Origin of the sequence: Pedobacter arcticus A12 (genome assembly GCF_000302595.1) — a bacterium.
Lineage (GTDB): Bacteria > Bacteroidota > Bacteroidia > Sphingobacteriales > Sphingobacteriaceae > Pseudopedobacter > Pseudopedobacter arcticus.
In genome coordinates this window covers 531,376-550,950 of sequence record NZ_JH947128.1, presented here as the reverse complement: position 1 = coordinate 550,950, position 19,575 = coordinate 531,376, and the positions used below count along the sequence as shown (strand labels likewise).

At 37.5% G+C, this 19,575-nt stretch carries 12 protein-coding genes and 1 riboswitch; of the genes, 4 read left to right on the top strand and 8 right to left on the bottom strand.

All coding sequences use genetic code 11. From position 1 onward, the window contains the following. Positions 1-67 precede the first annotated feature (67 nt). The 3 genes from B176_RS0118215 (at position 68) to B176_RS0118205 (ending at position 1,807) form a co-directional block, all read left to right on the top strand. On the top strand, positions 68-412 hold the full coding sequence (locus tag B176_RS0118215) for a cupin domain-containing protein (protein ID WP_017260277.1): 345 nt from the start codon (positions 68-70) through the stop codon (positions 410-412). A gap of 9 nt (positions 413-421) precedes the next feature. Further along, on the top strand, positions 422-1,198 hold the full coding sequence (locus B176_RS0118210; RefSeq protein ID WP_017260276.1) for a methyltransferase domain-containing protein: 777 nt from the start codon (positions 422-424) through the stop codon (positions 1,196-1,198). 210 nt (positions 1,199-1,408) lie between these two features. Next, positions 1,409-1,807, top strand: coding sequence for a DoxX family protein (locus B176_RS0118205; RefSeq protein ID WP_017260275.1), 399 nt, complete (start codon positions 1,409-1,411; stop codon positions 1,805-1,807). 76 nt (positions 1,808-1,883) lie between these two features. Here B176_RS0118205 and B176_RS0118200 read toward each other — a convergent pair whose 3' ends face one another. The 3 genes from B176_RS0118200 to glyA form a co-directional block, all read right to left on the bottom strand. Next, entirely contained in the window at positions 1,884-3,812 is a 1,929-nt protein-coding gene (locus B176_RS0118200; protein ID WP_026063444.1) for an LTA synthase family protein, read from the bottom strand. Positions 3,813-3,909: 97 nt separating this feature from the next. Further along, entirely contained in the window at positions 3,910-6,666 is a 2,757-nt protein-coding gene (locus B176_RS0118195; protein WP_154648042.1) for a PAS domain S-box protein, read from the bottom strand. Between the two features lie 8 nt (positions 6,667-6,674). After that, positions 6,675-7,946, bottom strand: a complete 1,272-nt coding sequence (glyA, locus tag B176_RS0118190; RefSeq protein WP_017260272.1) for a serine hydroxymethyltransferase — start codon at positions 7,944-7,946, stop codon at positions 6,675-6,677. Between the two features lie 131 nt (positions 7,947-8,077). Between glyA and B176_RS0118185 the strand changes: the two genes are divergently transcribed. Then, positions 8,078-9,100, top strand: coding sequence for a Gfo/Idh/MocA family protein (locus B176_RS0118185; protein WP_017260271.1), 1,023 nt, complete (start codon positions 8,078-8,080; stop codon positions 9,098-9,100). A gap of 68 nt (positions 9,101-9,168) precedes the next feature. Here B176_RS0118185 and B176_RS0118180 read toward each other — a convergent pair whose 3' ends face one another. The 5 genes from B176_RS0118180 to B176_RS0118160 all read right to left on the bottom strand — a co-directional run bounded on the left by B176_RS0118180 (position 9,169) and on the right by B176_RS0118160 (position 19,418). After that, positions 9,169-10,440: an MFS transporter gene (locus tag B176_RS0118180; protein WP_026063443.1), complete on the bottom strand. Its 1,272-nt coding sequence runs from the start codon at positions 10,438-10,440 to the stop codon at positions 9,169-9,171. Between the two features lie 93 nt (positions 10,441-10,533). Then, positions 10,534-11,490, bottom strand: a complete 957-nt coding sequence (gene metF / locus B176_RS0118175; protein ID WP_017260269.1) for a methylenetetrahydrofolate reductase [NAD(P)H] — start codon at positions 11,488-11,490, stop codon at positions 10,534-10,536. 219 nt (positions 11,491-11,709) lie between these two features. After that, positions 11,710-12,063 carry a four helix bundle protein gene (locus B176_RS0118170; RefSeq protein ID WP_017260268.1) on the bottom strand — a complete coding sequence of 118 codons (354 nt, stop codon included), beginning with the start codon at positions 12,061-12,063 and terminating at the stop codon, positions 11,710-11,712. A 159-nt stretch (positions 12,064-12,222) separates the two neighbouring features. Beyond that, positions 12,223-16,074 (bottom strand): methionine synthase, encoded by a 3,852-nt coding sequence (gene metH, locus B176_RS0118165; protein ID WP_017260267.1) that lies wholly within the window; start codon positions 16,072-16,074, stop codon positions 12,223-12,225. Between the two features lie 200 nt (positions 16,075-16,274). Next, positions 16,275-16,377: riboswitch (SAM riboswitch) on the bottom strand. Between the two features lie 146 nt (positions 16,378-16,523). Continuing rightward, entirely contained in the window at positions 16,524-19,418 is a 2,895-nt protein-coding gene (locus B176_RS0118160) for a DEAD/DEAH box helicase (protein ID WP_017260266.1), read from the bottom strand. Positions 19,419-19,575 lie beyond the last annotated feature (157 nt).

The window sequence follows — 19,575 nt, the reverse complement described above, 5'->3', positions numbered from 1 at the left end:
GTAAAACATGATACTCGTCATTTGCAAATAACCATACACCTGTACTTTTACCAAAAAACATACAATTATGAAAAGAGCATCCATTTTAGAGAATTTAGAGTTTAGCGAAAACAAACCTGCGATATCAGTTTTATTCGAAAGTGATTTCACCAAAGAAATACGTATTGCTTTTTTAGAGAATCAAACCATGAAAGAGCATAAAACTGCTTTTCCTATTGTGGTAGAAATTTTTGATGGAGAGATTGAATTTGGTGTAAACGGTGAAACTTTAGCACTTAAGAAAGGTGATATCGTAACATTGGATGCAAATGTTCCGCATGACTTAAAAGCCAATATGGAAAGTATCGTACGTTTAACACTTGCTAAAGGAGATAAGGTTAACCGCGTAAAAGATGTTGCTAATCAACCTTAATCTACTTAGGTGAATACTCAAAGTATTGAAAAAGCAGAAAGCTATGACCTATTAAACCGTGTTGGTAAAAAAGTACTTCGACCAGGCGGTTTACAGCTTACCCAAAAACTTCTGACCCAGCTAAATATTGGTCCCGAAGATGATGTGGTAGAGTTTGCGCCAGGTTTGGGCTTTACTGCTTCAATTACTTTAAGCAAATACCCAAAATCATATACAGGTATTGAGCGTGATGGAATAACTGTGGGTCGTTTAAAAAAGAAGTTTCCGAACAAATCCTGTACTTTCATCATTGCCGATGTGGCAAAATCGGGCTTGTTGGCCGGTTGCGCAAGTAAAGTTTATGGCGAAGCTATGCTTACTATGCATGCAGATCGTCGGAAAACAGAAATTATTGCAGAGGCTTATCGCTTGTTAAAACCAGGTGGTTTATATGGCATCCACGAATTAGGTTTAAATACCGATGAAATTTCTGATATAGCTAGCAGTCGAATTAAAAAGGAACTTGCGCAAGTATCACATGTAAATGCCCGTCCTTTAAGCAATAAGGAATGGGTAGAATTGTTAGAACAGCAAGGCTTTAGAGTGCTTGCTGTGGAAACGAGTGAAATGCTTTTATTGGAGCCAAAGCGGATGCTTGCTGATGAAGGTTTGATAAATTTCCTCCATATTATCTGGAATCTGATTACACGGGCGGAAATCAGGGAACGTGTTTTTGCACTTCGAAAAACTTTCAAGAAACACCGAAATAATTTACACGCGGTAGCAATTGTTGCTAAAAAGTTGTAACATCACAACACATAATAGCAAACTATCACAAATTTACACCCGGTACGGCGAGATAATAATCTTGTAATAGTTTTCATAATTAGCAGTTTAAATTTATTCCATAAAGAAGAGTAACCGAAAATTTATCGAATTAATAGTAATAATTCAAACTTTGACACTAATTTAGTGTTTAAACAGATAATCAATTTAAAATTGTTTAAAAATTAGAAGATGAAAAAAGACAAAGATTTGGGCTTACTCATTCTCCGCATTGGAGTAGGTGTTTTGATGCTTTTGCATGGTATTGCAAAACTGCAAGGAATTGGTTTTATTGAGGGAATGTTAAGTAAAAACGGACTGCCAGGCTTTTTTGCTTATGGCGTTTACTTAACCGAAATCATAGCTCCACTTTTGATCATCATTGGCTACAGAACAAGATTAGCATCTATAGTTCTCCTATTCGGAGCGTTGTTTGCAATGTTTTTGGTTCACTCAGCAGATATATTTCAACTTAATCAAGCAGGCGGTTGGGGCGTTGAGCTACTAGGTTTGTTTATCACAGGCGCTTTAGCACTCATAGTTAGTGGGTCGGGCAGGTTTGCGCTTTCCAGTAAAAATAAGTGGGATTAATTTTCTGCAAATAAGGCTAACCTGCTGTTTACAACTGGCAGGTTAGTTTTTGCCTTTAGCCTTATATGTTTAGCTTTTATTTCGCGGTAAGCTGATTATCAACCATGCGTTGGTTATATTGCTGAATAAAAGCTTTTAGAGACTTGTTCATTTTTTCCACTTGCTCGGGCTCTTTATTTATCAGGTTTTGTTTTAGAAGAACATCATTTCTGTAATTAAAAAGCTTTTCGGGTTTGTTATCTCTCGAAAGCATTACATAATCACCCATTATAATCTGATAGTCACCATCAATCGTGTTGATTACAAAATGGTTGCTGTCCTGAGCCAACATATTGTTACCAAAAGCAAAATAAGGCTTAGGGTAATGCAGATAGTTCATAATTGTAGGGAAAATATCAATCTGTTGTACCGGAGCGTCAATTTGCCCTTTTAAATCTCCGCTAGGATCAAAAATAATAATTGGGACTGCGAATGCCCCAATAGACGTTTTGTATTCGTTATGCCACGCCACCGTACTATGGTCAGCCGTTAAAATAAATATAGTATTTTTATACCAAGGCATTTTAGATGCAGTTTCGAAAAACTTGCGCAATGCCATATCTGTATAGCCAACCGTTTGGTGGATCGGTAAAGTGCCTTTGGGGAATTTACCTTCGTATTTTTCTGGTACCTTAAATGGGTGATGAGAGGAAACTGTAAAAATATTGCTAAAGAAAGGTTCTTTAAACGTATTCATTTTGTTTGCCCAGAACTGTAAGAATGGTTCGTCCCAAATACCCCACATTCCATCAAAATCAGCATCATTATTATACTCTGTTTTGCCGTAGTAGTGCGCTATACCCGCCAAGTTAATAAAGGAACTAAAACCCATTGAGCCGTTTGGTGCACCATGAAAAAATGAAGTATGGTAACCTTCCTTACCCAATAATCCGCCCAAACTGTTTATCTTGTTTCCAGAGTAATACCCTAATACAAAAGGTTCGTTTATCCCTGGGATACTAGCAATTACTGAGGGTAAACCCTCTATAGACTTCCTGCCATTTGCATAGGCATTGTTAAAAGAAAGTGAAACTGATTTTAGTGAATCTAAGAATGGTGCATAACCCTTGTATGTTCCGCCATCCAATTTTTTATTGAAACCTCCAATATACTCTCTACTAAAGCTCTCTAAAACCAACACTACAATGTTTTTTTTGTTAAATGAGCTGGTTGTATCTGGTTGTTTTATTGGGTTGTAGATGCTGTTTGCTTCTGCTTGTGAAAAGAATTCCTGTTTTTTTAAAGGTTTTGTACGGATGGTTCTGATAATAGAAAAAGGCGTATTAATTACGATATTTATTTGGGCCGGATCTTCAACAAATTCACCTGCATTGCTTAACGTAATAGGGCGAGTACTATGCCTAAAACCACCACGCATACCTGCAATACAGCACCACGCAATTAATAGCATCAATGCCAGTGCAGTAAAATGATAAAGTAGTTTCGACTTAGTTTGAGGATTGATAACTGGTATTTTTTTATAGCTCCAAACCATAAAAAACAGCATGACTATAAAAATTAAGGTAATGTACCAGTAATCTATAAACATAAACTTCAGGAACAGTTTGCCTAGGTTGTCTTCATTAGAAAATTGCGAAAACGCAGAAAACGTAGTGCGTTTAAGGGTAAACGGATAATACACAATATCGCCCATATTGGTGGCTAGGCAAATTGCATTGGTAATAAAAAATACCCAAGCAAATACTTTTTGATAAAGCTTTTGATAAACGATTTTGAAGGGAATAACCTGACTAAGTATAAAAAGAATGTTGATGTAGAGTATAGCGCTTAAGTCAAACTTTAAGCCACCCAATAATATTGTTAAAATTCCTTTTGTTGATAAGCCGGTAAAGGAATCGAGATTAAATGCTAAGAAAAGTATTCTAGAAACTGTATATAGAAAAAATATAATGAGTAACCTTAAAACTAAGGCGACGTAGATATTGCCTTTTAAAGATTTGAACATTTTGCCAACGTTTAATTTTTGTTTTGGCAAAGTTAAATAAAAATGTGAGGATGTTTTTATAAGCTAAAATCAGATGCGTTTTTTGAATAACCGTTGTTTAAGCTTTTTTGAGGTATTGAGCAATCTTACTCGCAAGCTCATCCGGCTTAAAAGGTTTAAGTTGGAAATCGTTCATTCCAGCTTTTTTGAAATCTTCCACACCATCTTCTAAAACGGAAGCTGTTAAGGCGATTATAGGTATGTTTTTATAATATTCATCGTCTAGAGAACGGATATGCTGTGTAGTTTCATAGCCGTTCATGTCTGGCATATGTACATCCATTAAAACGACACTAAATTCTTTGCTTTTAAGTAATTCAATAGCATTTGCGCCACTGTTTGCCGTAATAACAGTTAAACCAAACTTACTCAATACGCGTTTTGCCAATAGCGTATTTATTTCATTATCATCAACAACTAATATTTTACCGGCTAGGCTGATTTTTTCTGGAGTTTCTGGCATAACTATATCACCTTCAAATTTATTAAAGTTAAGCGTAAAAGAGAATTCGGTGCCAATGCCAAGCTTACTTTGCACTTTAATGTCGCCACCAAATAGATGAATCAGTTTTTGCGTAATAGCTAAACCTAAGCCAGATCCGCCGTATTTTCTGCTGGTATTGCTGGCTGCCTGGGTAAAAGGTTCGAATATTGCAGCTAGTTTATCTTCTGGAATGCCGATGCCAGTATCTGTGACTTTGAAATTTAGCACAACCTTATTTTGGATTTCTGGTTGTAGCGTAACACTCACATTTACATTTCCCTGTTCCGTAAATTTAAGTGCATTGTTGATGAGATTTGCTAAAATTTGGTAAAGTCTGGTTTTGTCGCCACGGATCAGTCCCGGAATTTGATTGTCTACACTAAATGCTAGCGTTATTGGCTTTTCATTAGTGTTGAAGCGCATCGAGGCAACAATGTCTTTTAATAAAGCTCTAATATCAAGCCGCTTATTTTCAAGCTCCATTTTACCTACCTCAATTTTATTGAAATCTAAAATATCATTGATGAGATTAAGCAGATTATCCGCAGAGAATTTAAGTAAATTTATAGACTGCTCTTGACTGGGGAGTTTTTCTTCGTCATGCAAAATATTAGCTAAACCGATGACCGCATTTAATGGGGTCCGTATTTCGTGGCTCATGATTGACACAAAGGACTCTTTGGCTTTACTTAACTGCAAAGTTTCTTCACGCTGAGCTAATAATTGAAACTCAGCAATTTTTCTTTGTGTAATATCATTGATAATTTCTATTTGCGTATGTTGCTTTGTTGTGGTATTGTAAATTGGTGTATTAGCAATAGAAAGCCATATCGGCTGCCCGTCTTTTCTGTAAACTTTATGTTCAATATTAAAAGGTTCGTGGAGCTTTGCTTTCTCTCTCACAATTTCCAGAAGATCCATGTCAGTATCCTCTCCTTTTACAAGATCTACTAATTTTTTTCCAATAACGTCTTTGTTTTTTAAGCCTAGAATGTTCTCTAACGCTTCATTAATCCAAGTTACATTCCCATCTTTATCACATATATGAACACCATTATTGGTTTTGCTGGCTACTAAAGAGAGTAATTCTAGCTGTTTTTCTGCTTTTTTCCTTTCAGTAATATCAATAATTATCGTGATTTGGCTCTCAACTATGCCTTTATCGTCAACAAGAGGCGTATTATGTACAGATATCCAAATCTTTTCCCCATTTTTTCTGTAAGCTAAAAACTCTGTAGATGATGAACGATTATTTATTGTTTCATATCTTACTTTTTCTAATAATTCTTTATCGGTCTCTTCGCCAGCAAGCACATCGCCCAAGCGCTTAAAACTCAGATCACTTAAATTATACCCTGTAATAGTTGTAAATGCTGGGTTTACCCACGTTACTTCTGTTTTTACGTTACTTATTACTATACCGTTTTCTATTTTACTGGCAACGGTTGAAAGGTGCTGTAAATTTTTACTGATTTCTTTTTCCTGTGTAATTTCCCTGCCAACTACGAACCATTTTCTGTTTCTGGTAACAGCATTCCAGCTGATCCATTTTAATTCATTGTTTTTGGTAACGATACGGGTCTCAATATCAAGCGTTTTTAACTTGTTTTTTAGTTTCTCGGTTGCCAGTTTCACCACTCGCACCCTGTCTTCAGGGAATATGAAATCTGCAATATTTAATCCTATACACTCCTCTGGTTCAAAACCAAATACATCAAAAGAAGCGTTATTAATTTCTTTAATGTCTAACTGATCACTTAAAGTACAGATTACGCTATCGGTAGCATTGAAGAAAACCTTATGTTCATCTGCGGATTCCTCGCTCTTCTTTTTCTGGATATTACGCTTTCGTAATTTTAAAAGATTGAGCACTTGCTTACCTATTATTTCGAAATTTTGGAGCTGGTTAAGGTCTAGCGCTTTAGTGTTTGGATGAAGGGCACATAAAGTACCTAAAACAACGCCCTTGTTGTCTATTAACGGTAGGCCAACGTAGAATTTAAAGCCTTGTTGCGTAGGTAATATAGTGTTTATTAAAGCTGGATTGGTGCTAATGTCTACTATTTGCAATATCTTCCTTTCGGTAATTGCAAGTTTACAAATAGAGTTATTTATAGGGTTTTGCCCGGCAGTAAAACTACGGGTATATCTAATGTTTTGCCAGTTTTCGTCAATTAAAGATATATAAGCAGAGGAGCAACCTGTTATAAAGCAGGCTAAAGATAGTATGTCGTTGAATTGGTCATTAGACGAGGGTTCATATAAACCAAAATCTTCCATTAATTTAAATGGAGGATTTTGGTCTAACATATTGTCATCAACGTAATTCAAGTGTTGGTTTATTTATAGAGAGGATAATTTTTCATCATCTCATTCACTTTCTTACGCACTCCACTTAAAAAAGTTTCGTCTTGATGATTAATTATCACAGAATCAATTAATTCCACAATCTCTTCCATCTCTTTTTCTTTTAAACCGCGGGTTGTTATGGCCGCAGTACCCAATCTTATACCAGAAGTTACAAATGGAGATTTTTTATCAAAAGGTACCATGTTTTTATTCACGGTGATGTCTGCCTTGCCTAAAGCTTGTTCTGCTAATTTACCCGTAATATCTTTATTGGTAAGGTCAATAAGCATCAGGTGGTTGTCTGTTCCGCCAGATATGATTTTATAGCCTTTTGCTACCATGGCATTTGCCATTGCGTTGGCGTTTTTCTTAACTTGCTCAATATAGGTTTTGTAATCGTCGCTTAAAGCTTCGCCAAAAGCAATTGCTTTGGCCGCAATGATATGCTCTAATGGGCCACCTTGTGTGCCTGGAAAAACTGCTCCGTCTAAAATAGCCGACATCATTTTTATCTCTCCTTTCGGAGTTTTTAAACCCCAAGGATTTTGGAAATCCTGACCCATCATAATCAAACCACCACGTGGACCACGCAACGTTTTATGAGTAGTAGTAGTTACAATATGGCAATGTGGTAATGGGTTTTTTAATAATCCTTTAGCAATAAAGCCAGATGGATGAGAAATATCTGCCAACACTAAAGCGCCAATTTTATCGGCAACAGCTCTAATAAACTCATAATCCCATTCTCTTGAATATGCAGAAGCACCACAAATAATCAACTTTGGCTTTTCGCGTAAAGCAACTTCTTCTAATTGCTTGTAATCAATTAAACCGGTTTCTTCTATAACTCCGTAAAAAAATGGTTTGTATAATTTACCAGAAAAATTTACCGGTGAACCGTGGGTAAGGTGCCCACCATGTGATAAATCGAAACCTAATATTTTGTCGCCTGCATTTAAAACGGCTAACAATACTGCAGCATTTGCCTGTGCGCCTGAGTGTGGCTGTACGTTTGCCCATGCAGCACCAAATAATTCTTTTGCTCTTTCAATCGCAATTGTTTCAATATCATCAACAACTTCGCAACCTCCGTAATATCTTTTTCCGGGTAACCCTTCGGCGTATTTATTGGTTAAAACAGAACCCGCAGCTTCCATTACTTGCTTGCTAACAAAGTTTTCTGAAGCAATTAATTCAATTCCGTTTTCTTGTCTTTCTTGTTCTTTTTGAATGAGGTCAAAAATTAATTTGTCTTTTTTCATGTATTTATATTATATTTTGATATTATTACAACGTTATTGGGTGCTAATATTATAGTTTTAACCTATTTACGCGTTTATTTAAGTCGCCTAAATTAGGCATTTTTTGCAGTATTATTTGAATAAAAAACTACATGAGCACTACAAAATTCGTAATTATTGGTATAGGCAACATTGGAAAGAAATACGTTGCGCTTGTTAATAGTTTTAAAGATGCCGAACTCACGGCTGTAGTAGATACGGATTTTAGAAAGCATAAAGATTTAGAAAATTTAGTTCCTTTTTTTACGTCTGTTCCAGAATTTTTACAAGCAAAAATCCCTGCAGATGTTGTTTGTGTATGCACACCAAACGGTTTGCATCCAGAACACACTATAGCATGTTTAAATGCAGGTTACCATGTAGTTTGCGAAAAACCAATTGCTTTAGAAACGCAGGATGTACATCAGATGATGGAAGCTGAAGAAATGTCTGGGAAAAAGGTTTTTGCAGTAATGCAAAACAGGTATAGCCCAGTTGCGGTATGGTTAAAAAAGCTGATGACCGACAAGATGTTGGGTGAGGTGTTATTTTTGCAAATCAATTGCTTTTGGAATAGGAATGAACAATATTATCTTGATTCGTCGTGGCGAGGAACAAAGCAGTTAGGTGGTGGACCATTGTACTCGCAGTTTAGCCATTTTATTGACTTATTGATTTGGTTGTGTGGCGAACCGCAAAACATCAGCAGTAACCTCTTTACCTTAAAACCAGAAATTAAAACAGAGTTTGATGATAGCGGAACAATAAGTTTTAACCTTGCAAACGGCGGAAGAGGGACTTTTAACTTCACTAACGCAGCCTACCAAGCTAATTTAGAGAGTAGCTTAACCATTATTGGATCGGAGGGGAACGTTAAAGTTGGCGGGCAATATATGGAGAAACTGGATTCTGTTAACCTGAAGAAGAATTCTGAAATTCCGGTATTTAACCAGGTTAACCAAGCCAATAATTATCAATATTACCAAGGCTCGGCCGATAAACACGATATTTTTTTAAGTAAGGTGATTGATTGCATTAAAAGCGATAAGCAACCAGAAATTGGTCTGTCTGATGAGTTATGTGTTGTTCATTTTATTGAGCAGGCACTTCTTTCCGTTACAACGAAGAGTTATTGACCCCAATCTTTATCTTTGAGAATTCTTGTGGTACAGTTTTAAAAAATCCGCTGATTTTTCTGCTACATTTAGGATCTGCTAATATCATCTAAGCTTAAAGGAACTAGTTTTTTGGTTTTGAACCAGGTTATGCCAGCTACCAATAAAGTCATGCTTCCGCCAAAAACAATGGCAGGTACGGTACGCATTAATTTTGCGGTTAAACCGGATTCAAACTGCCCAATTTCATTTGAAGAACCAATAAACATTTGATTAACGGCGGAAACCCGTCCACGCATATCATCGGGCGTAAGCAACTGTAATATAGTGGATCTGATGATTACACTTACGCTGTCAAAAGCTCCTTCTAAAAACAGAAAAAATAGAGTGAGGTAAAAGTTGGTAGAAAGACCGTAACAGATAATGGAGAGCCCAAAACCAGTAACGGCCAACAGTAAGTTGCGCCAAGGTTTACCCATAGGCGAAAAGCGAGTCATCAAAAGCATGGTTAAAACTGCTCCAACTGCGGGTGCGGCTCTTAAAAATCCAAACTCAGTTGCACCAACATGCAAAACCTCTGTGGCTATTACAGGGATTAACGCAACTGCACCACCAAAAAACACCGAGAATAAATCCAGACTTAATGCACCTACTAGCATTTTTGTTTTAAATACAAAACGCAATCCTTCTGACAAGCTTTGGTAAATACTGGTTGTACGTACGTAAGTGGCTGGCCTGTTTTTGAAAAGAAATGTAGCGATAAAGGCTATGGAAAGGCAGGCTAAAATAAATAGGAAAGTATTGTGGATACCTACAAATCCGTAAAGTAAACCTCCAATTGCGGGACCAATAATCGATGCTGTTTGCCAGGTCGAACTGTTCCAGGTGGAGGAATTGGGGTAATGTTCTCGTGGAATAATCATCGCCATAAGCGAAAACGCGGTTGGTCCATAGAATCCCCGGGCAAAGCCATTTACAAAAATCATGAGGTAAATAACGTTGATCAGCATCGACTGTCCCAAACTTTGGGTTACGGAAGGTAGTGTGACTACAAACATTACCGTAGAGGATAGTAGGATGAGTGCTACAACCTTAATCAGCAAGGATCTTTTGTTAGATTTATCGGCCACGTAACCGCCATAAAGTGCAATTCCGATTGCTGGGATGGCTTCTGCTAAACCTACTAAACCTAAAGATAAAGGATCTTTAGTTAAACTGTAAACATACCAGCCAATAACTACGCCTTGTACTTGGTAACCGATGGTTAAAAAGAAACGCATTAGTAGATATGACCTAAATTCGGGAAACCGTAATGCGATGTAAGGGTCGTTTTTTGCTGTTGGACTGCTAGGTTCTGTCAATGTATTGTATGGTTATCCGTTTAAAAAGAAAAACGCTGATAATTGGGAAGTTCACAAACGAAAAAGCTTCTCGATGGTTCGAGAAGCTTTCCATTAAAATATCGCTTTTGCAATGTCGTAAGTTTGCTGTGGTCTGCCCATGGTGTAAAAGTGCAATACTGGAACGCCAAAATCCATCAGTTCTTTACATTGTTGAATCATAAACTCGGTACCAACCTCTTTTACATCTTTAGTCGTTTTACAGCTTGCAACGGCTTCACTTAATTCTTCTGGTAAATCAATATGGAAAATTTTAGGCAATGCCACCAATTGCCCAATGGCGCTTATTGGTTTTAAGCCGGGTATAATGGGAACGTTAATGTCATTCTCACGGCATTTATTTACGAAATCAAAGTATTTCTGATTATCAAAAAACATTTGGGTAACAATAAAGTCAGCGCCCATATCTACCTTTTTCTTGAGGTGGGCAAAATCTGTTTTTAAGTTTGGTGATTCAAAATGTTTTTCGGGATAACCGGCAACACCGATACAAAAATCACTTGTATATTCTGTAGAGATATCCTCATGTAGAAACTTGCCAGAATTATGGTCTTTAACATGCTGAACCAAGTCGGTTGCGTAACAATGTCCGCCTGGAGTTGGCACAAAAGAAGAATCCGCTTTTCTTGCGTCACCTCTAAGTGCTAAAACATTATCGATACCTAGAAACTGTAAATCTATCAACGCATTTTCTGTTTCTTCTTTTGTAAAGCCACCACAAATTAAATGCGGTACAGCATCTACACCGTATTTGTTGATAATTGCAGCACAAATTGCAATAGTTCCTGGGCGTTTGCGGTACGATACTTTTTCTAATAAGCCGTTGTCCTTTTGCTTATAGATATAGTCTTCACGTAATGAAGTTACATCAATAAAAGGTGGTTTAAACTCCATCAAGGGGTCAATAGCATCGTAAATCCACTGAATGCTTTGCCCTTTAATTGGCGGTAGAAGTTCAAAAGAGAAAAGCGTTTTCCCGTTTGCGTTTTTAATATGGTCGGTAATTTTCATTTTTTAAGTATCGAGTAGCAAGTATTATGTAGCAAGACTCTTTGCAAAAGTATTAAAGATTTAAGTAACAAGTATCAGGACTTATTGCAGAGTTCTCAATAGTACCGAGTAGTTAGTATTAAGTAGCAAGATTATTTGCAAATTTTTTAATAGTATTGAGTAGGAAATAGGTAGTGTCGAGACTCCTTGCAGAATTATCGAGTGGTTTTTCAAAAAGTATTAAATGCTAATACTTTTTGAAAAACCACTCAACATCTTTTGTATTTCGATGATTTTATCATTTAGGGTTTCGAATTGTTTTAGAGTTATTAATTCAACTTCTTTTGCAATTATGATTTGCGTTTCTAGTTCGAAAGAAGAACCCAAGCTTGTACTAACAAATTGCTTCAATTCTTTGTCTGATTTTCTTCCACATCCTTCAGCAATGTTGGAAGGAATCGAAACGGCGCATCTGAATAGCTGACTTGCTAATCCAAACTTATGCTCACTTGGAAATGTGCGAGTGGTTTCAAAAATCGATTTTGAAAGTTCCATACTCAATTTCCAAACCTTTAGTTCTTTAAAATTATGCATATAAAGTTCTTACTTTAACAAGACAATCTAGCAAAGCAGTTTTAGTGTTAGTTACTAACTACATAAATACATTAAGCAAATCAGTCTTGATTCTTGCTACTAAATACTTTAATAGTTCGCAAATCAGTCTTGATACTTCCTACTAAATACTTCCTACTTTTAATAACCTAAGTTAGGGCTCATCCATCTTTCAGTGGTTTCTAAATCCATTCCTTTTCTTGCTGCGTAATCTGCTATTTGGTCTTTGTTTATTTTTCCTAAACCAAAATAGCGTGATTCTTGGTTGGCGAAATAAAACCCGCTTACTGCAGCAGTTGGGTACATGGCAAAGCTTTCGGTAATCTCTAAACCTATTTCTTTATCAGCTTTCAACAAATCCCACAAAATTCCTTTTTCGGTATGGTCCGGACAAGCTGGATAGCCCGGCGCCGGACGAATACCTTGGTACTTTTCTTTGATTAACTCATCCGTATCAAGCGCTTCATCATTAACATAACCCCAATAATCTTTACGTACCATTTCATGCAGTTTTTCTGCAAAAGCTTCTGCCAATCTATCGGCTAAAGCTTTAGTCATGATGCTATTATAGTCATCAAAAGATTTTTGGAATTCTGCCACCAATTCATCAGTTCCATGTCCGGTTGTTACTGCAAAACCTCCAAAATAGTCTTGGATTCCTGTTCCTTTTGGCGCAATAAAATCTGAAAGGGCATAATAAACCTCACCTTTTGGTTTTTCTGCCTGTTGGCGAAGCGTGTGAATAGTAACCAGTTTGTTAGGTTTTTGGTTGTTAGGTTGTTCGGCTTTATCATCCGGACTTTCAAATTCTAACTTTTCACTTTCCACTTCTAAGACAATATCGTCACCAACGGTATTCGCTGGCCAGAAACCGAAGACAGCTTTCGCGGTCAGCAACTTTTCATCAACGATTCGCTGTAATAAAACTTGAGCATCGTTAAATAATTTTTTGGCTTCCACACCTACAAACTCGTCTTCAAAAATCCTTGGATAAGAGCCTCTTAATTCCCAAGTATGGAAAAATGGGGTCCAATCTATGTACGGAAGTAGTTCTTCTAGTGGGTAATTGTCCAAAACTTTTGTTCCAAAAAACTTAGGTTTAACTGGATTTAAGTTTTCTAAATTGATTTGATATTTATTTGCTCTTGCTTCTGCAATTGGTAAAAAGGTTTTTGTCACCTTTTTTGCATTGTAGTTGTCACGAGTTTTTTCGTATTCGTCTTTAAAGTTTTTGATGTATGCTACTTTGGTATCTTTCGCTAAAAGCTGGGAACAAACGCCCACACTTCTGGAAGCATCCAAAACGTGAACCACCGCACCGCTATAAAAAGGATCTACCTTAACTGCGGTGTGAATTCTGGAAGTCGTTGCACCACCAACCAGCAAGGGAAGGGTAAAACCTTCACGCTCCATCTCTTTGGCAAAGTGCACCATTTCATCAAGTGAAGGCGTAATTAATCCGCTTAGGCCGATGATATCTACATTGTGTTTTCTGGCTTCTTCAATAATTCTGTTGGCCGGAACCATCACGCCTAAGTCAATCACTTCAAAGTTATTGCAGGCTAAAACTACGCCGACAATATTTTTACCGATATCGTGAACATCACCTTTTACGGTAGCCATTAGAATTTTTCCGGCGCTACTGCTTGAGCCAGCTACTTTGCCCGCTTCAATGTAAGGCATTAGAATAGCAACGGCTTTTTTCATTACCCTTGCAGATTTTACCACCTGCGGCAAAAACATTTTTCCGGCGCCAAATAAGTCACCAACCACATTCATCCCGTCCATTAACGGACCTTCAATTACCTCGATAGGTAAAGGATATTGCAAACGGGCTTCCTCAACATCGATATCTAGATAATCGATTATGCCTTTTACCAACGAATGTGAAAGTCGTTCTTGTACTGTTCCGTTGCGCCACTCCTCATCTTTAACAACAACTTTTCCTTTGGTATTAACCGTTTCGGCATAATCCACTAAAATCTCAGTCGCATCGGGGCGACGGTTCAACAAAACATCTTCTACTTTTTCGAGTAGCTCTTTTGGGATTTCTTCATAAACTTCTAGCATCCCGGCGTTTACAATTCCCATATCTAAACCAGCTTTAATGGCGTGGTATAAAAATGCCGAGTGCATGGCCTCACGAACAGTGTTGTTTCCTCTAAAAGAGAAAGAAATATTGGATACACCGCCACTTACTTTTGCGTAAGGAAGGTTTTCTTTAATCCATTTTGTGGCAGCAATAAAATCTACTGCATAATTATTATGCTCTTCTAATCCGGTTGCAACCGTTAATATATTAGGGTCAAAAATGATGTCCTGCGGTGGAAAACCGACTTCGTTTACCAAAATATCATAAGAACGTTGGCAAATTTCTTTACGGCGCTCTAAATTATCGGCCTGACCTTGCTCATCAAATGCCATTACTACCGTTGCGGCACCGTATTGTTTGATTTTACGAGCGTGATCTTTAAAAGCTTCTTCACCTTCTTTTAAGGAAATTGAGTTTACAATTCCTTTACCTTGTAAACATTTTAAGCCTGCTTCAATTACCGTCCATTTGGATGAATCCACCATGATGGGCAGTTTAGAAATATCAGGTTCTGAGGCAATCAAGTTTAAAAACTTGGTCATTGCGGCTTCAGAATCCAACATCCCTTCATCCATGTTTACGTCGATTACCTGTGCGCCACCCTCAACTTGTTGACGGGCAATCGCAAGTGCGGTATCAAAATCTCCACTTAAAATAAGCTTAGAGAATTTTGGAGAACCCGTTACGTTAGTCCGTTCACCAATGTTTACAAACATAGTGTCAGGTTTAATGGTAACAGCTTCTAAGCCTGATAAACGCATATAAGGTTCTGTCTGCGGAATTTTCCTTGGCGGATATTTGGTCGCCACAGCGGACATTGCTTTGATATGCGCAGGTGTTGTACCACAACAGCCACCAATGATATTTATAAAGCCTGAAGCCATAAAATCATCAACTAAGGCTGCGGTTTCAGATGCGGTTTCATCGTATTCTCCAAATTCGTTTGGTAAACCTGCATTTGGATAAGCAGACACAAATAAATCTGCTTTTTCTGAAAGCTCTTGAACATGCGGACGCATTTCTTTTGCACCTAAAGCACAGTTTAAACCAATGGAAAGTAAATCGCCATGACGCATTGAGTTTAAAAAAGCTTCAACGGTTTGCCCGGATAAGGTTCTTCCAGAAGCATCGGTGATTGTGCCGGAGATCATGATGGGGAGCCTCACCCTCGGTCCCTCTCCGAAGGAGAGGGATGCCTGTCCTTGGGGATTTGTAGTGGGGTTATTTTGGGGAGAATTTGCTGACTGATTATATACAGAAGACGATATGTTCTCTGGGAGCTCCTCTGAATTTTTTAGTTTTTCGTTTAGTTCTTGCTCGTAGCGTTTGATGGCGAAGATTGCAACTTTTGCATTTAAGGTGTCAAAAATAGTTTCTACCAATAATAAATCGGCGCCGCCATCTACCAAACCACGAACTTGCTCGTAATAAGCCGCTTCTAACTCATCGAAAGACACTGCTCGGTAGCCTGGATCATTAACATCTGGCGACATGGAAAGCGTACGGTTGGTTGGACCAACAGCGCCCGCTACAAAACGTGGTTTCTCTGGATTTTTCTGAGTGTATTCAGTCGCGACTTCTTTGGCGATTTTTGCACCTTCGAAACTCAGCTCGTATGATAAATCTTCCATGCCATAATCGGCCATGGAAATACGCTGCGTACTAAAAGTATTGGTTTCAATGATATCTGCGCCAGCATCTAAATATTTTGCGTGAACAGCTTTAATAACATCGGGGCGAGTGATGTTTAATAAATCGTTATTCCCTTTAACATCTGAAGGATGATTTTTAAAACGCTCTCCACGGAAATCTTCTTCAGACAATTTGTATTGCTGAATCATGGTACCCATTGCACCATCTATCACTAATATTCTCTTCTCTAATTCTTTTCTGATATCCATTTTTTAAAGTATCAAGTATTTAGTATCGAGTATCAAGAGCCTAGAATGAGTATTAACTCAAATGGTGGCTTTTAAATCTTTTACTAAAAATGTTTTGAGTATCAAGATAAGCGTAATACAAGTGTCTTGTGTCTTGATACTTGGCTCTTGCTACTCTAAAAATGCTTAAAAGAAAAGTCGGGTTAGTTTTTTTAGACTTTCACTTATCTTCTCCCTTGTTTTTGGGATAGAATTTAGCACCTTATTTTAAACAGGTTGCTAAGACTTCGTTGGGTCTAATCCCTCCGTCTTTCTCTATAAGCGTCGCAAAAGTCGGGATATTTATGGTGAAAAGCAAATGGCTTAATAACGCCATTGTCAGAATTAATTTCTTGGTAGTTTTTCTGGTCAGGGTATTTTGTACTGTGTGGCTGTAACGGCTTCTAAAAAGGCTAATGGTAGCTATATTATTACGCCAAAATCTCCCTAATATCCGCTTCCGTAAGCGATTTGATAAAACTATCTTCCGTAGTAATCAAACTTTTTGCCACCCGCATTTTCTTATTTTGGAGTGCTAGAATTTTCTCTTCAACCGTATCTTTAGTGATGAATTTATAGATAAAAACATTTTTGGTTTGCCCGATTCGATGCGTTCTATCTATAGCTTGTTGCTCTACCGCTGGGTTCCACCAGGGGTCTAAAATAAAAACGTAATCTGCTTCGGTAAGGTTTAAACCCACGCCACCGGCTTTTAAGGAGATCAGGAAAACCTGAATATGATCTTCGTTTTTAAACTCCTCCACTACTTGCCCGCGGTTTTGCGTACTACCATCCAAATACGAATAGTTGATTTGGTTTTTATCAAAATACTTACGGTAAATATCCAGTTGCTTAACAAACTGCGAGAAAATTAAAACCTTGTGCCCGGCTTCTACCACGCTTTCCAGTTTATGGATTACGTTTTCAAACTTGCCCGAATCGCCGGTGTAATTTTCATCAATCATGTACGGATGATTGGCAATTTGCCTTAATTTCGTTAAACCTTGCAACATCTGAATAGGCGATTTACGGTAATCTCCCGTTTCAATAGATTTTAGCAATTCGTTACGGTATTCCGATTTTGTTTGCTCATAAATATCCAACTGATCTTCGCTCATCTCGCAATAAACCAAGTTCTCCGTTTTCGGCGGAAGCTCTGTTGCCACTTGCTCTTTGGTGCGGCGCATTACAAATGGTTTAATAAGCACTTGTAGCTTTTGCGCTTTCTCTTCGTCTTTTTTCTTTTCGATAGGTTGTACAAAATCTGTTTGAAAAAACGTTTGTGAACCCAGTAAGCCTGGATTAATGAAAGACATCTGCGTCCATAAATCATTCACCGTGTTTTCAACTGGCGTACCCGATAAGATGAGCTTATATTTAGATTTTAGCTGTTTAACCGCTTTAAAGGACTTTGATGAAGGGTTTTTAATGTTCTGGCTTTCATCTAAAATGATGTAATGGAAATACATCTCACTTAGTAAATCGGTATCTACACGGGTAATGCCATAAGTGGTAATTACCACATCGTATTTATCAAAAATAGCAATGTCTTTTTCTCGGAAACTGCCGGTATAGGTATAAACTTTAAGCTTTGGTGTGAACTTTTTTGCCTCATTGATCCAGTTGTAGATTAAGGAGGTAGGCATTATAATTAAGGATGTGGTATGGATGCCTTGCACTTCCTGTTCCTCCTTGCTTTTTTGTAGTAATGCTAATGTTTGGATGGTTTTTCCCAAACCCATGTCATCTGCCAAACAACCGCCGAAACTGTATTTCTGTAAGAAGTGAAACCAATCATAACCAGCTTTTTGGTACGGACGCAATACTCCTTTAAAATTTACGGGCGCTGGAACTTCATCAATATGGGCAAAATCAGCAAGTTTTTGTAGTTTTCTATCCATGGTGATGTTTGCCAACTCACTGTTTGCAAAATCATGGACCAAACCAACATGCAGTTTTTTCAAACGTAAATGTTCATTGCCTTCAGAAAAACTTAACAGGTTGCCGTATTGCGAAAACCATTTTTCTGGGATGATAGCGATCTCGCCATTAGGTAAAGTAAACTCTCTCTTTTTATTGAGGATATGATGTTTAAGTTGAATAAAAGGAATTTTATATTGGCCAAACTGTACGATGGCTTCAATATCAAACCAATCGTTTTTCTCGTTAATTTCTAAATCAATTTTACTGCTACCGATTATGTATTTTTTTGCGCTGGTATCTTGCTCAAACTCAAAACCCTGTTCTACCAAAACATCATGATGTTCGCTGATGAAATCGAAAACCGAGAAGGATTTGTCTGCCTCTTCGCTAGTAGTTGCAACTTCTAAATGGACAAAAAGACTGGATGGCTGTTTTAAACCCATTGCCAAAAGCTCTTCCAGTTTTTTTTGCTCCCACGCTAAAGAACGTTTAATGCGGTGGAAGGCATAATCATCGCCTTCTTTTTCCATGCGGACGGTTACAGCCAAATCACTGCCAGCGGGGAAAGTATATTTTCCGTATTTAAAGTAAAGCTGAATTTCTGACGTTCCATCATTCACGTAAACCACTTTTAGTATCGGCGTGGCTTCGTATTTTTCGGTATTTATGGTAAAACCTTCGGCGTAAACGTGATATTTCTCAATCAGTGGACACACAAATTTCTCGAAATAGGTTTCTTCTGATGATTTTGGAATGGAGATGAAACGCTTGTTTAAAAATGGTTGCAGTTTTTTGCCTTCTAAATCCTGTTCAAAATCGTAGAGTGTGTCTTCTAATAATAGATATGCTGGCTTGTTGGTAATTACCTGCGCATCTTTAAACATAAAGTCGATGCGGTTATCTAAATATTTAATGGTAGGGAAATAGCGGGTTTCAGTTTCGTTTCTTCTAAAATGGAATAAAACGGTAGACGGTTTTTCTGCAAAATTCACTTTCTTTTCTACAGGCCAGCCCTCTTTGCTCATCACATAAATGTCTTTGCCACGTAGAAGCTTTAGAATTTCGGCTAATTTTTTCTCGATTTTAGGGCGAACAAAGTCGTACGATTTATCATCCCACATTTTTGCGAAGAATTCAGTTGCCCTCACCGTTTTTTTGAAAATCTTTTTGATTACGTAGTCCTGCTCGGTTTCTTCGCACAGTTTGATCAGCTTAACATCTACTGCGTCAATACACGCACTAAATTCATCATGGGTATGAGAAAAGATTCTTTGATGAGTTAGCGAAAAATCTCCATCAGTATTTAGTTGAACGATATGTGGCTCAATTAAAAATCCAAAATAATCATGTTTCGCCAATGAATAAACCAGTTTATAAGGCTTATCTGTTGCAACTCTTAACATCGTAATAGGAAAAAAATTTAGAGAAGGTAGCGATAGAAAAAATCTAAAAGTATGAAGAGATTTCGAGATTGTGAAGGGGAGGAGGATATTTAATTTTAAGAGGTAGAGTTAAAGGTTTTTTAACCACGGCGAATAAAGAGTTTTTATAAACGTAGTA